The organism is Alkalibacterium sp. s-m-28, assembly GCF_054658175.1.
The window spans coordinates 1-13,532 of the sequence record NZ_BAAGIQ010000061.1; the positions used below are offsets into that span (position 1 = coordinate 1).

12 protein-coding genes and 1 riboswitch are annotated in these 13,532 nt (G+C 42.9%); of the genes, 5 read left to right on the top strand and 7 right to left on the bottom strand.

The annotated features are described in order from the left end of the window. Window positions 1-137: 137 nt before the first annotated feature. From ACYQ4S_RS08475 to ACYQ4S_RS08490, 4 genes are all read right to left on the bottom strand, one after another. Entirely contained in the window at window positions 138-611 is a 474-nt protein-coding gene (locus ACYQ4S_RS08475) for a SprT family protein (protein WP_459770582.1), read from the bottom strand. 82 nt (window positions 612-693) lie between these two features. Beyond that, window positions 694-2,877: a Tex family protein gene (locus ACYQ4S_RS08480; protein ID WP_459770565.1), complete on the bottom strand. Its 2,184-nt coding sequence runs from the start codon at window positions 2,875-2,877 to the stop codon at window positions 694-696. Between the two features lie 88 nt (window positions 2,878-2,965). Next, window positions 2,966-3,787, bottom strand: a complete 822-nt coding sequence (locus tag ACYQ4S_RS08485) for a metallophosphoesterase (RefSeq protein ID WP_459770567.1) — start codon at window positions 3,785-3,787, stop codon at window positions 2,966-2,968. An 8-nt stretch (window positions 3,788-3,795) separates the two neighbouring features. Next, complete coding sequence (locus ACYQ4S_RS08490) at window positions 3,796-4,539, bottom strand: metallophosphoesterase (RefSeq protein ID WP_459770569.1); 744 nt, start codon at window positions 4,537-4,539, stop codon at window positions 3,796-3,798. Window positions 4,540-4,767: 228 nt separating this feature from the next. On the opposite strand from ACYQ4S_RS08490, the gene ACYQ4S_RS08495 reads away from it, so the two are divergent. The 3 genes from ACYQ4S_RS08495 to ACYQ4S_RS08505 are packed head-to-tail and all read left to right on the top strand — an operon-like array spanning window position 4,768 to window position 7,575. Next, complete coding sequence (locus tag ACYQ4S_RS08495; RefSeq protein WP_346024997.1) at window positions 4,768-5,631, top strand: efflux RND transporter periplasmic adaptor subunit; 864 nt, start codon at window positions 4,768-4,770, stop codon at window positions 5,629-5,631. A 15-nt stretch (window positions 5,632-5,646) separates the two neighbouring features. After that, the gene (locus ACYQ4S_RS08500) at window positions 5,647-6,354 is read left to right on the top strand and encodes an ABC transporter ATP-binding protein (protein ID WP_346024998.1); all 708 of its coding nucleotides are present in this window, start codon (window positions 5,647-5,649) and stop codon (window positions 6,352-6,354) included. After that, window positions 6,355-7,575 carry an ABC transporter permease gene (locus ACYQ4S_RS08505; protein WP_459770572.1) on the top strand — a complete coding sequence of 407 codons (1,221 nt, stop codon included), beginning with the start codon at window positions 6,355-6,357 and terminating at the stop codon, window positions 7,573-7,575. It begins immediately after the preceding gene. 423 nt (window positions 7,576-7,998) lie between these two features. On the opposite strand, the gene ACYQ4S_RS08510 is transcribed toward ACYQ4S_RS08505, so the two are convergent. The 3 genes from ACYQ4S_RS08510 to ACYQ4S_RS08520 all read right to left on the bottom strand — a co-directional run bounded on the left by ACYQ4S_RS08510 (window position 7,999) and on the right by ACYQ4S_RS08520 (window position 12,067). Next, window positions 7,999-9,459: an NCS2 family permease gene (locus ACYQ4S_RS08510; protein ID WP_459770584.1), complete on the bottom strand. Its 1,461-nt coding sequence runs from the start codon at window positions 9,457-9,459 to the stop codon at window positions 7,999-8,001. A gap of 145 nt (window positions 9,460-9,604) precedes the next feature. Further along, a riboswitch (purine riboswitch) is annotated at window positions 9,605-9,702 on the bottom strand. A 137-nt stretch (window positions 9,703-9,839) separates the two neighbouring features. Continuing rightward, window positions 9,840-11,201 (bottom strand): glutathione-disulfide reductase, encoded by a 1,362-nt coding sequence (gene gorA / locus ACYQ4S_RS08515; protein WP_459770574.1) that lies wholly within the window; start codon window positions 11,199-11,201, stop codon window positions 9,840-9,842. Next, window positions 11,198-12,067, bottom strand: a complete 870-nt coding sequence (locus ACYQ4S_RS08520) for a glycosyltransferase family 8 protein (protein WP_459770576.1) — start codon at window positions 12,065-12,067, stop codon at window positions 11,198-11,200. The genes gorA and ACYQ4S_RS08520 overlap by 4 nt, the downstream gene beginning before the upstream one ends. A 164-nt stretch (window positions 12,068-12,231) precedes the next feature. Between ACYQ4S_RS08520 and ACYQ4S_RS08525 the strand changes: the two genes are divergently transcribed. Both ACYQ4S_RS08525 and ACYQ4S_RS08530 read left to right on the top strand, forming a co-directional pair. Continuing rightward, window positions 12,232-12,810 (top strand): chromate transporter, encoded by a 579-nt coding sequence (locus tag ACYQ4S_RS08525; RefSeq protein WP_459770578.1) that lies wholly within the window; start codon window positions 12,232-12,234, stop codon window positions 12,808-12,810. Continuing rightward, window positions 12,807-13,370, top strand: coding sequence for a chromate transporter (locus ACYQ4S_RS08530; protein ID WP_459770580.1), 564 nt, complete (start codon window positions 12,807-12,809; stop codon window positions 13,368-13,370). The genes ACYQ4S_RS08525 and ACYQ4S_RS08530 overlap by 4 nt, the downstream gene beginning before the upstream one ends. Window positions 13,371-13,532: the final 162 nt, after the last annotated feature.

Below are 13,532 nucleotides of genomic sequence, written 5' to 3' on the forward strand. Positions count from 1 at the left end.
TGGATCTGTTATAAAGCTGTTTAATCCAGACAAGGATTGGATTATATTACCTTCATCGACAGAAATCATCATACGAGCAACGAGAAATTTGGGAAACATAATTTTTCATAGATTATTGGGAGTTACCTTCTATACACTTACTTCATCGCTGTTTTCCGTTCGATTCTGCCTTTCAGTTCAAACTTGCCTTTACATCTGGCACAGACATATTTACTCAAGTTGAATCGACGCTGTCTGTGAATCAGGCTGTCACACGCTGTGCATCGGTATTCCCAGTACTGGACGACTTTTTCTTCTTTCAGCGAAGGGACAAACCTTAAGCCACCTACTTGCTTAAGTAACAGCTTGAAGTCACGATCTTTATGCTGATAGCCCCGGCCTTCAAGGTGCAGATGATAATGACAGAGTTCGTGCCTGACTATTCCAATAAAGATCTCTTCACCCAGCTTATCGATCACTTTAGGGTTAAAGTCGAGATCGTGACTCTTCAAATGATAGCGTCCACCTGTGGTACGCAGTCGGCTGTTAAATGCAGCTTGGTGTCTGAAGGGTTTACCGAAATCGTTCAAGGAAATCGTTTCGACCAGCTGCTGCAGTTCTTTCTGGTTCATATGCACTCCCCCATACAGAAGGAAGAAACGGCATGTTGACTGCCCACTCCGTTTCTTCACTCATACATCCTAATTTACCCTGTTATTTATTTACCATTGTCAAAGCAATACGCCCTTTTTTCAAGTCCACTGATTCGATCCATACTTTGACAATATCTCCAACAGCAACGACATCTTTAGGATGCTTGACGAATTTGTTACTCAGTTTAGAAATATGAACGAGACCGTCCTGTTTCACTCCAATATCCACGAAGGCCCCGAAGTCCACCACGTTCCTGACGGTCCCTTCTAGTTCCATGCCTTCTTTTAGATCTTCCATGGTCAGTACGTCCGTGCGCAGCAGCGGTGCAGGCATATCATCACGCATATCACGCCCAGGTGCAACTAGAGCATTCAGGATATCTTCATAAGTTTCCTGACCCAGTCCAGTTTCGTCGAGCACTTTACTGACATCAAGCATTCTGATGCGATTATTTAGATCATCAGATCCTAGATCAGCTTTAGATACTCCTGCCATAGATAAGATTGTTTCAGCCTGCTTGTAGGTTTCCGGGTGAATGCCGGTATTGTCGAAAGGTTCTTTACCATCCGGAATACGGAGGAATCCGACAGCCTGTTCGAAGGCTTTAGGTCCCAGCCGTTTGACTTTTTTCAGCTGAGAACGGCTAGTAAATTTTCCGTTCTCTTCTCTATACGTCACGACATTTTCTGCAGTGGTTTTTGTCAGACCGGAAATATGTTTTAAGAGTGCTGCACTGGCTGTGTTTACATTGACACCGACCTGGTTCACGACTGTTTCGATTACAAAATCCAGTTGTTCCGTCAATTTTTTCTGAGACACGTCATGCTGATACTGCCCGACACCGATTGATTTCGGATCGATTTTCACCAGTTCTGCCAGGGGATCCTGCAGACGTCTCGCGATACTGACCGCACTCCGTTCTTCGACCTGGAAATCCGGAAATTCTCTACGGGCTTCCTCACTTGCTGAATATACAGAGGCACCTGCTTCGTTGACAATGACATAAGCCACTTGACGGTCGATTGATTTCAATTGTTCAGCGACAAAGGTTTCAGATTCCCTACTGGCTGTCCCATTTCCAATAGCGATGGTATCAACATCATACTTTTTCACCATATTCAGAAATTTCCCGGCTGCTTCTTCACGTTTCCTACCCGAAGCCGGTTTATGTGGATAAATGACATCGATCGCCAATACTTTTCCTGTCGCATCGATGACGGCTAGTTTACATCCTGTACGGTAGGCGGGATCCAGCCCAAGAATGGTCTGATCTTTCAGTGGGGCCTGCAACAGGAGGTTACTCAAGTTTTCACCGAACACTTCGATGGCCTGATCTTCTGCTTTTTCAGTCAATTCATTTCGGATATCGCGTTCGATAGCCGGACCAATGAAACGTTTATACGCATCACTGATAGCTTCTTTTACTTTATTTGTGGCCTGTGTCGCTTTCCCATCCGGCAGCTCCTGCTTCATCATATACCCATGAATACGGTCTTCATCACTTTCGATAGATACTGACAGCACCTCTTCTTTTTCCCCGCGGTTCAATGCCAGAATGCGGTGAGACACCAATGACTTGACTGTTTCGGAATACTCATAGTACATTTCATAGACGCCTTTTTCATCCAGCGACTGATCTTTTACTCTGGATTCGACGGTTCCATTATTGAAAGTGAACGCTCTGATCCATGTCCGGTATATCGGATTGTCAGAAATATATTCAGCAAGTATTTCATGAACACCGCTGAGCGCATCTTCAAGTGTTTCAATGCCTTTTTCAGTATCGATAAACTGGCTGGCCTCAGCTTCGAGATCACCTGAAGGGAAAGTCAGAATCCATTCCGCCAAAGGTTCAAGTCCCTGCTCCTTAGCAATCGTAGCTTTTGTACGGCGCTTCTGTTTATACGGACGGTACAAGTCTTCAACACGCTGCATTTGAGTAGCTGCTTTAATGTCCTTTTCCAGTTCCGGTGTCAGCTTACCTTGCTCCTCGATCGAAGCAAGAACATCGCTTTTTCGTTTTTCTAGATTGGTCAGGTAAGTATGGCGTTCTTCAATCTCCCTGATCTGTACTTCATCAAGTGATCCAGTCACTTCTTTCCGGTAACGGGCAATAAACGGAACAGTGTTGCCATCTTGAAGCAAGTCCAAAACGGATAGAATCTGCTTTTTCGAATAATCGGTCAATTCTTTATTTAATAGTTGTATGATCTGATCTTTAGATGTATCTGTCAAAACGGTCATCTCCTCTAAGTCTTCATCCCATTTATTTTAACATAAAAATAAAACGAACGAACTGGGTTATCTGAAATTAATAGCCCCTGTCCGTCCGTCAGCTGGTGGTGAAGGTCACCATGCTTTTATTCAATTGTGTCGTAAAGTCCTTTATTTTCCAGTGCTTATGGTTGCCCACACAGGCACTGATATAAGTCCGCTCCCCATCTCTAACTGATTTTCTGAGATGGACATGACCCATGATGCTGTGTGTGATATTTGGATACAATTCGTACAGTCTCTCATAAGCTCTGGCACCAAGAAAAGCGTTGGCATAATTATACACCCGATGCGGAAGCGGAATGACAAATTCAGGATGAGTCGCCACATGGGTCATTAAAATGACTTGTCTGTCTTTTACTGCCTCGAGATCCTGCAGCAGCTGATCCAGCATATCCTGACTGACGGTCTGATCCGATCGCCCCCAATTAACGTAGTGTCGATCATTCCAGGAGGCAAATCCATACTGCTTCTTTTCAAAGTCTTCCTTGCTGTACTTCTCATGGTTGCCATAACCGTAATCATACCATCCGGGTGTTCCGACCACAGCAAGGTCGTCTCCGAATAGTTTAGGACGACCGACCAGTGAATAGGACTGCCGGTTAAAGAACTGATCGATTTCATTCGTATTTACTAAATCGTGGTCTCTCGCCCAGTAGTCATGATTTCCAGGTACAAATAGCACCGGAATGCCACTCATCTCTTCAACTTTTTTAAGAAAACGGTGTGTGGTGTCATAATGGTTCGACACATCTCCTGCGATCAGCAGACAATCCACGTTCTGATCATGGAGCTTGTCTGTTAGCTGCTTTTCAAGATCCCATTCGATAAATGCATCATTACGATCGATATGCAGATCCGATACTGTCGCTATCTTCATACGTTGTTTTACTTCCCTCCAAACAACTGGCTGAATGCATATCCAGTGTTACTGACTTTATATTGCTCAACGATGCCGTCTTTATCGAAAACCACTCCGTGAAGCGTTCCGCCATAAACAGCTCCTCCGTCCAGTCCGATCTTACCATCCCCCGACAGCCAGATATCTGTGTTCGACTGTTCTTCATGAAGCATTGCCGTTACGGTATGGCCGAATACAAAAGTCTTATCAGTGTCGTTGGGCTGATCAAAGAACCCTTCTCTGATCCAGACGTAATCCCGGTCAGAAGTGTCCGTCCAGTCCTTCAATGTAAGATTCACACCAGCATGAGTAAATACATAATCTTCCCATTCATATTTCAATGGCAGGGACTCGATGAATGGCTTCAACCAGGGCGCCTGAGATTTTACGCTTTTGGACAGCTCAACCGCATCATACTGTCCTTCCTTTATATCGAGAAAAGACTGCACAGTCACCATTCCCCCATTCATATCGTAAAGGGCAGCTGAATGTTGCGGGCTATTTAAAAAGTCCAGCAGCATGTCTTCATGATTTCCTTTCAAACAGACCGCTCCCTTATTCTCAACCAAATCGCGTGCCAGCCCAAAACAGGCTTTTGGATTTTCTCCTCTGTCTCCCAGATCCCCCAGCAAGATGAGCTGTTCTTCTTCCTCTTTCCAGTGTATCAGCAGCTTTATGAACATGTCATATTGACCGTGGACATCTCCAACTACGAATACTTTCTTTTTCATGCCAGATTTCCTCCCCGTAGCTCTTTCCAGTCTCTTCTTCAGCTAAGCATAGTTTACCACATACACTTTCTGTGGCACAAAATCCCATCTCGCTGCATACGTATGCGAAAGCGTTAAACGTTGAAATTTTCATGACTTCCACTCTTATTCATAGAAAAGGTCTATGCCTACCTGTATAATTAAAATTGTGTCTAAAATGTACTTTAATATAGAAAGGACGAAGATGATATGAAAGGAAAGAAGTGGGTAGTAATCATTGTTTTCCTGCTATTTTTAGGTTTTGTAGGTTTCAGCATCTACAACACTACTCAGAAAGACGATACAGTTACAGTGCGGATAGCTGAAGTGGAAGAAAGTGACATTACAGAAGTCGTGGTAACGACAGGCATCATCGAACCATCTCAGTCTCAGGAGATTGTCGGCCAGGGTGTCGTTTCAGAACTGAATGTTTCTGTAGGAGATTCAGTCGAAGAGGGCGATACCCTTGTCAATTACGTCGATGGAACAAGCTTCACCGCTAATTTCAATGGAACAGTAACGGAAGTCAATGTGACCGAAGAGGAAGTTGACGTAAATGCTCAGCAGGGCCAGCCGTCGCTAGTTGTTTCCGATCTGAACGACCTTCAAGTTGCCGTTCAGTTATCACGCTCAGATGCTGCGCTAGTAGATGTCGATCAGGCTGTTGAAATGGAATATGCTGATACTTTTTATAAGGGGACAGTATCATCCATAGATCCGGTAGCTACGTCAGAACAGACTCAGATGGGCTCTTCTATCAGCCTAGGAGCGACGATTGCTTTCGATTCTGATACAGATGATCTGATTGCCGGATTTGAAATCGATGTGGATATTATAGTAGATTCTGCTGAAAATGCACTTGTCATTCCTATTGAAGCGCTAAATTATAATCAGGACAACGAACCCTATGTATACATCGTAACAGATGGTCAGGTCAGCGAAGTCATGATCGAAACAGGGATACAGTCTGACGCGCGTATTCAAGTAACTGACGGGTTAAGTGAAGGCGACCAAGTTGTTCTTTCTCCTGGCGAAGATCTTGAAGATGGAGCAGAAGTGGAAATAGACGAGTAATGAGGAGGTGTGCTCATGATAGAAATCACTGATGTTGAAAAGATTTATAAAATGGGCGGAGAAACCGTACGTGCACTGGACAAGGTTTCTCTTAAAATCCAGGAAGGCGAGTTCACCTCGATTATGGGACCTAGTGGCTCCGGAAAATCCACGCTGATGAATATTCTTGGACTCCTGGACCGATTTGACAGTGGCCGTTATCTGCTCAACGGTACGGATGTGTCCGATTTGTCGGATGCGGAGCTTGCGGGAATAAGAAATAAAGAGATCGGTTTCATTTTTCAGTCATTCAATCTTATGGCTAGAATGAATGTCCTCGAAAATGTCATGCTTCCCCTAGTATATGGAAAAGTTCCATATAAAGAAAGACGTAGACGAGCAACAGAAGCCCTCGAAAAAGTCGGTCTGGGCAATCGCCTGGAACATTTAACTAACGAAATATCTGGCGGTCAGAAACAGCGTGTAGCAATTGCCCGTGCAATTGTTAATGAACCATCTGTTCTTATGGCTGATGAACCTACAGGAAACCTGGATTCTAAAACCACTGAGGATATTATGAGAATTTTTCAGGAGTTGAACGATGAAGGCACGACGATCGTTATGGTTACTCACGAACCTGAAATGGCAGAATACACAAAACGTATTGTTCATTTTAGAGACGGTGTGATGAAAAAAGATGAACAGCTGACTCCTAAACAGATACCGAAGCGGGAGGTGGAGTAAATGTTCATAAAAGAAAATCTGAAAATGGCTATAGATAGTATCTTTGCCAATAAAATGCGCTCCTTTCTGACCATGCTCGGGATAATAATCGGAATTGCCTCAGTTATTGCGATTCTGGCAGTTGGTAACGGAGCAGCAGATGAAATCACGCGAACCTTCAGCGATATTGGAGCAACCACGATCAGTCTGAATGCGAACGATCCTGAACAGTCAGGAGATTTGATATCCAATGAAGATCTGAATGTATTGAGAGATTCTATCGATGAAATCCGTTATATCTCACCTAATGAAACGACGTCAGGAAATATTTCATCAGTTGATGAATCACGGCAGGCCGTTATATCGTACGGTACGCCGGATCTTCAATTTGTCAGTCAGTCGATGAGCTCGACATTAGTTGAAGGGCGTTATTTCAATCAGGTTGATTTTGACGAATCACAGGATGTCGTTGTAATAGATGAAGACGGTGCAGAAGCTTTATTCGGAACGACAGATGTGATCGGTGAGACGCTGCGTGTCACGGTCGCTCAAAGCCAGATGAACCTTAGAATTGTCGGCGTGGTCGAAGGATCTTTCGGAGATATGCAAGGTGCTTTCGACACCAGCCAGATTCCGTTATTCGCGGCTATGCCTCAATCTACCTTAGGCAATCAGGTACCTCAGATGGCAGGCATGGATACTGTATCCATAGAGGTCGAAAGTACTGATCAGATCGATGCTGTATCAAGTCAGGTCGTCAGACTTCTCGAACTGAGAAATAATGCAGTTGGAGATAACATATACAACGCGACTAATTTCCTTCAAGCGCTGGATCAGGTTAATAATGTGTTGAGCCTGTTTATCAACTTTATTGCTGCAGTAGCTGCTATTGCTCTGCTGGTCGGTGGTATCGGCGTAATGAATATCATGCTGGTATCTGTTACTGAACGGACGAGAGAAATTGGGACCAGAAAAGCCTTGGGCGCTACGACGCGTACGATCCTGGTGCAGTTCCTGATGGAATCGATCATTTTAAGTCTTATTGGAGGAATGATCGGACTGACGTTAGGCATTATCCTGTCTAACATCATCGCAGGAGCCCTCGATATTGTACCGATTATTACACTTGGTAGTGTGGCGCTGGTATTGCTCTTCTCTACTGCTGTCGGTGTCTTCTTCGGAATTTATCCGGCACGTAAAGCGGCTAGACTCAACCCGATTGATGCGTTGAGATACGAATAGTTTAATGTTCAAGTGAACTGACAAAAGACCAATCAACTGCTAATATTTTCGGATATGCTCCTAATAAAGTATTCATTAGAAATAATAAAAATTCTACTGCTTTATTAGGAGTTTTTACTATGCGTAAAAATAAGAAATGGACAACTTCTACATCACCTCTGTTCAGAACGTCACTTGTCCGATTTCTCTGAAAAGCTGCGCCTGTCTTTTATCTGATTGTCTGACTTCCTTGCTCACCATTCAAGTCTGAGTATGGATTCATATCGACGTCTGATCGGCTATTTTATACGCTCATTCTACCACTTCCCAGCCACAACAGTTAACGTATCCCTTGGCCCCGTACAGTCGTGATAAAACAAAAATGCCACTGGGAGACTCTTCAGATTCTTCCCAGTGGCATTCAACTATATTAGATTATATTTTTTAAAGCATACCCATGACAATAAAGTTGACGATGAATAGAGCTGTTGTCGCCCAAAGAACCGGGTGAACGACTTGTGCTTTCCCTTTAGCTGCTTTGGTGATGATGTAGAACAGGAAGCCTGCTGCAATCCCGTATGAGATGCTGTAGGTGAATCCCATGAACAGAGAAGCGAAAAATGCAGGTACTGCTTCTTCAAGGTTGTTCCAGTCAATTTCTGCAAATGCAGACAACATCAGGATACCGACTACGATCAGTGCTGGTGCTGTGGCCGCTCCAGGTACAACTGACATGACCGGTGCAATAAAAGCTGTAAGCAAGAACATAGTAGCTGTAGTCAGACTGGTCAGCCCAGTTCGTCCGCCATCTCCGATACCCGCTGCACTCTCAACGAATGTCGTGACAGGAGAGGTGCCAAAGATTGCTCCAGCTGCTGTAGCAACAGTATCTGCCAGAAGAGCTTTTTCCATTTTTGTGTTAAGTCCTTTACCCTGATCCATTGCTTTTTCATCTTCAAGAGTAAATATACCTGATTTTCGACCTGTTCCGATGAAGGTTCCGATTGTATCAAAGACATCTGTCAGTGTAAATGCAAAGACAGTGATAAGAATCAAAGCATAACGTGATGGGTCTGCAAGAAGTGACCCTAACCCTTGGGAGCCGAAAGCCGCTCCAAACGTCACACCCAATTCGCCGAACGCGGACAAGAAAGTATTAGCTGGGTTACTCAGTCCTGATAAATCAGTCACACCCATAGGAATTCCGATAATTGTTGTCGCAACGATTCCGATGAGGATCGCACCTTTAACTTTGGCAATCATCAGAACGACCATAATGATCAGACCAATGATGGCAAGCAGTGCATAAGGATTGGCAAGGCTGCCCATGTCAGGAATAATTCCTCCACCAGTTACCACTGTATTAATCGCCCCGGTGATTTCGGATCCGGCTGTGTAAGGTTCGTTATTGACAGAAATAATATCCTGTCCTTCAGATGTAAATTTTAATAGTTGCGCATTCTTTAAACCAATATAAGCAATAAATACACCGATTCCTCCGCCGATAGCATGCTGAAGGGATTCAGGTATCGCGTGAATGATTTTCTTTCTGATTGAAGTAACGGTAATTAAAATCCCGACTACACCTGTGAGGAAAACCATGAATAAAGCTTCCTGCCAAGAAAAACCAAGTGCAAAGACTACTGTATAGGTAAAGAATGCATTCAGTCCCATTCCCGGTGCCTGCGCATAAGGAACATTGGCATATAGTGCTAAGATCAGTGTACCAACTGCTGTAGATAAAACAGTTGCCAGAAAGACCGCTTGGGTCGGCATACCTGTTAATGACAGAATCTGAGGATTAACAAAAATAATATAAGACATAGCAAAGAATGTCGTTAATCCTGCAGTAACCTCCCGACCAATTGTTGTGTTATTCTCCTTTAATTGAAAAAACTTTTCCAACAAAGATAAAACCCTCTCTCTTCTATGATTCTCCACTTGAATGGAGTCGTTAATCAAGGGATATCTAATAACATGACGTATGGGATAAAGTTTAAGAAAGCAAAAAAAGACGGATGGCCGCCTTTAATTAACTACATCTTAAACAATCGCAATTGTTTAATCTAATAGTCAATCCTTTAAGGGGATTGGTAGAGACTCTAGCCCATATCGCTAAATTATATTAGATAACACTCTTATTAAGTTGCCTTAATCATAGTATATTCTGAGAGGTTTTTCAACAATAAGCGAAAAATTTATCCGAATCACATAAGTATCATTCGTATTTTTTGACACATTTTATTCTTATTGTATAAAATTAAAACCATCGTTCGCCAAAACGATTATTTCATTGTAACAAATTCTTCAGCAGCAGTCGGGTGAATAGCTATCGTCCGGTCGAAATCTTTCTTGGTCGCTCCCATCTGAATCGCTACTGCAAAACCTTGAAGAATCTCATCCATCCCTTTTCCGATTCCATGAAGGCCAACCACTTTTTCATTTTTACCTACACAGACCAGTTTCATGTATGCTTTCTGCCTATGCCCAGTGATCGAGCTGTGCATCGAAGTGAAGGATGTCTTGTATATCTTGATATACTCTTCCGGATAGAGGTCATAGACTTGCTCCTCGGTCATCCCAACCGTGCCTATAGGTGGATGGGTGAAAATGACAGTCGGAATATTATCATAATCGACCTTAGCATTCTGCTTGTCATTAAATAAACGTTCAGACAGCTGTCTTCCTGCAGCAATTGCCACTGGAGTCAGTTCAACTCTTCCAGTCACATCTCCTACTGCATAAACATTGTTTCCTGTCGTGTTCTGATACTGATCGACTTCTACATACCCTCCAGGATATAGGTTAACTCCTGCAGCTTCTAAATTAAGCCCTTCGGTATTCGGTGTGCGCCCTGTTGCCCAGAGTACCATTTCCGTTTCATGCGTGCTGCCATCTTCAAATACAAGCTCATACTTGTCATCTTCCAGTTTTTTCACTTCAGTGATCGTTTTGTTAGTTTGGATCTTTCTTCCTTCAGCCTCAGCAAGTTCCGAGAATCCCTCGCAGATGATAGAATCAAAATTATATAGAGGCTGAGGCTTTCTCACGAATAAATGAGTATCGACTCCCATTGCATGAAAAATGCCGCTCATTTCAACCCCAATATAGCCGCCGCCGATCACTGCGATGCTTTCAGGTAGTTTTTTCAAATCGAAGATATCGTCAGATACCATTCCGTACTCGCCACCAGGAATCGGTAGACGCTTAGGCTTTCCACCTGTGGCGATCATGATATGGTCAGCGGTATACGCCTTTCCATCAACTTCAACCGTCGATTCGTCAACAAAGACTGCTCTCCCTCTGATAAGATCAACTTTATTGCTGTCCAGGCCTTTCTTATACGCTCCATGAAGGAAATGGATATACTTATCCCTATTTTCAACCATCTTCTCAAAATTTAGTGAGGGTTTATCACCGATCTCGAGACCGTAACCTTCTGCATAATGATTGATCGATTCCATCATATCGGCGACATACCACATAACTTTTTTAGGCACACATCCCAGGTTGACGCAGGTGCCTCCCAAGTTATGCTCTTCAATAAGGGCAACTTTGGCTCCATGCATACCTGCTCGGTTGGCAGATGCAATTCCTCCGCTCCCTCCACCAATCACTAAATAATCGTAATCCTTCGTTCTCGTCATCTTTTTCTTCCTTTCCTGCTGGCTTCTAATGCATCAATTGCCGGATACACTTTCTTTTCATTATCAAAGTAATATCTGCCTAAAGCATACTTATATTTTTCCCGTTCATCCCAAGGTTTATGTTTCCCTGAATAATGAATAAATACCACGTTCTCTTCCACTTTACTATAATTATATTTATGTGGAAAAAGGATCTTCAGTTTTTCATAAACTCTTGGATCCATATTGTAGATCCGCCAGTCTTCCTCTTTAATATCATTGACAAAAATCAAGTTGAAGATGTCCTGGTCCGGCAGAATAAGAAATGGCTTATTTTCACGAATCGTTTCAACAATATGATCTGCCTTTTCGATTTGTCGTAATTTATCGAGATTCATCAGTACAACACCCGAGTTGAAATAATCATCAGACTCAAAATTTCTTAACCTTAAATTATTGAACGGCTGAACCCACTTAGTTTTATACTTATAGTTTGTTGCAATAAAAGAATTCCCATGAAATGGTTTAGTGTACAAGGGTCTCAGATTATTCACACAGATAATATCCGGATCGAGATACAGAACCCGATCGACATGATCTGGAAGTAGATATGGTGCAAACATCCATAAGTACATTTCCAATGCATAATATCTGGTTATCGCTATTTTATCTGATGATTTGAAAAAGTTTTTACTGTAAATCGGTTCAAAAACATGCCCCTCTTTTTCAACAAACGTCCGCAGTTCTTCTAAGGTTTCATCCGTTATCCCTGTGTGAAGCAAATACATACAGAATATCTCATCCGGATTCGTATCTGAAATGGACCGAATCAGCACTTTCAGCGGATAGACATAGTTTTCGTTCAATGAAAAAAGTAAATTGATCATTCCTATACCTCCAGCAACAGTCACATATGCGTCGTGACTCCTTTATATCATTATACCTATTCTGTGTGGAAAACTCACTCAAATCATACTTTTCTTTTCCTTTTAAAGCTCTTTGAAATCCACTATAATTGATAAAGTACTGAATTTATGAAAGAAGGAATCATATGAATAAGAAAGATTTATACTTAACTCTCTTTCGATCGACATTTTTTCTCAGCATGTTTACTTTCGGCGGAGGCTACGTTATCGTGCCACTGATGGAAAAGAAATTTGTGAATGAATTGGGATGGATCGATGAGGATGAAATGCTGAACCTGATTGCTATCGGACAGTCAGCGCCAGGTCCTATTGCTGTCAATACATCGATTCTGATCGGTTACCGTATGGCTGGATTTTCTGGTGCAATGGTCACAGTTCTGGGAACCATTCTTCCCCCATTGGCAATTATGACTGGCCTGGCATATATTTATCTGGCCGTAAGAGATAATGCCTTAGTCAACAATGTGCTCCTAGGTATGCAGGCTGGGGTTGCTGCAATCATCGTAAATGTAGTCATAAACATGGCTCTTCGTATCATTAAACAGAAAAAGATAGTGCCTGTACTGGTAATGGTTGCGGCACTGATTGCTGGAATAGTTTTCCAGGTCAATATTTTGTGGCTGCTCTTTGTCTCGGCTCTTATCGGCCTGATCATGACACTTATCGACTTAAAGAATAAACACGACAAGGGGGAGAGCAAATGATTTACTTAGAACTCTTTCTCAGTTTTTTCCAAATTGGAATCCTCAGTTTTGGAGGAGGCTATGCTTCGCTGCCACTTATTGAGCAGGAACTGATTACGGTTCAAGGCTGGATCACTAACCAGCAGTTCATTGATATTTTGACATTATCAGAGCTGACACCTGGCCCAATTGCCATTAATGCTGCAACTTTTTCAGGTAACCAGATTGCAGGAATCATGGGCGGAATGATTGCTACAATAGGTGTCACCTTACCATCTGTCATTATTGTTCAACTTCTGGCATATTTCTACTTCAAGTATCAGAACCTGTCAATTGTTCAAGGTGTGATAAAAGGTGTTCGTCCGGCAGTTGTCGCTCTGATTGCTTCTGCTGGTGTAACGATTTTCATGACAGCTATGTTTGGTCATAGTGACTGGCCGATCGCCCTTTCAGAAATCAACTGGGTTTCTGTCTTCTTCTTCGCAGCCGGGCTGTTTCTTATGAGAAAATTCAAGGCAAGCCCTATTCAGATTATTCTAGTGACTGGGGTAGCCGGAGGAATTGTCTACAGTCTTATGTGAACTACCCACCACTTAAATCCTTTGGATTTTGAAGTGGGGCTTCCTACGAACTCCATTCTTGTCTGCACAGACTTCATACAGACAGAGGAATCGGATAGGGGTAGGCTCAAAAGGCAGTCCCTGCCTCATTGATTTTCTTTTACTTGGCCAATGCCAAGAGGT

Bases quoted from the DNA above. Each gene is read 5' to 3' on its own strand.
- ACYQ4S_RS08475 (WP_459770582.1), bottom strand. From the start codon at position 611: ATGAACCAGAAAGAACTGCAGCAGCTGGTCGAAACGATTTCCTTGAAC.
- ACYQ4S_RS08480 (WP_459770565.1), bottom strand. From the start codon at position 2,877: ATGACCGTTTTGACAGATACATCTAAAGATCAGATCATACAACTATTA.
- ACYQ4S_RS08485 (WP_459770567.1), bottom strand. From the start codon at position 3,787: ATGAAGATAGCGACAGTATCGGATCTGCATATCGATCGTAATGATGCA.
- ACYQ4S_RS08490 (WP_459770569.1), bottom strand. From the start codon at position 4,539: ATGAAAAAGAAAGTATTCGTAGTTGGAGATGTCCACGGTCAATATGAC.
- ACYQ4S_RS08495 (WP_346024997.1), top strand. From the start codon at position 4,768: ATGAAAGGAAAGAAGTGGGTAGTAATCATTGTTTTCCTGCTATTTTTA.
- ACYQ4S_RS08500 (WP_346024998.1), top strand. From the start codon at position 5,647: ATGATAGAAATCACTGATGTTGAAAAGATTTATAAAATGGGCGGAGAA.
- ACYQ4S_RS08505 (WP_459770572.1), top strand. From the start codon at position 6,355: ATGTTCATAAAAGAAAATCTGAAAATGGCTATAGATAGTATCTTTGCC.
- gorA (WP_459770574.1), bottom strand. From the start codon at position 11,201: ATGACGAGAACGAAGGATTACGATTATTTAGTGATTGGTGGAGGGAGC.
- ACYQ4S_RS08520 (WP_459770576.1), bottom strand. From the start codon at position 12,067: ATGATCAATTTACTTTTTTCATTGAACGAAAACTATGTCTATCCGCTG.
- ACYQ4S_RS08525 (WP_459770578.1), top strand. From the start codon at position 12,232: ATGAATAAGAAAGATTTATACTTAACTCTCTTTCGATCGACATTTTTT.
- ACYQ4S_RS08530 (WP_459770580.1), top strand. From the start codon at position 12,807: ATGATTTACTTAGAACTCTTTCTCAGTTTTTTCCAAATTGGAATCCTC.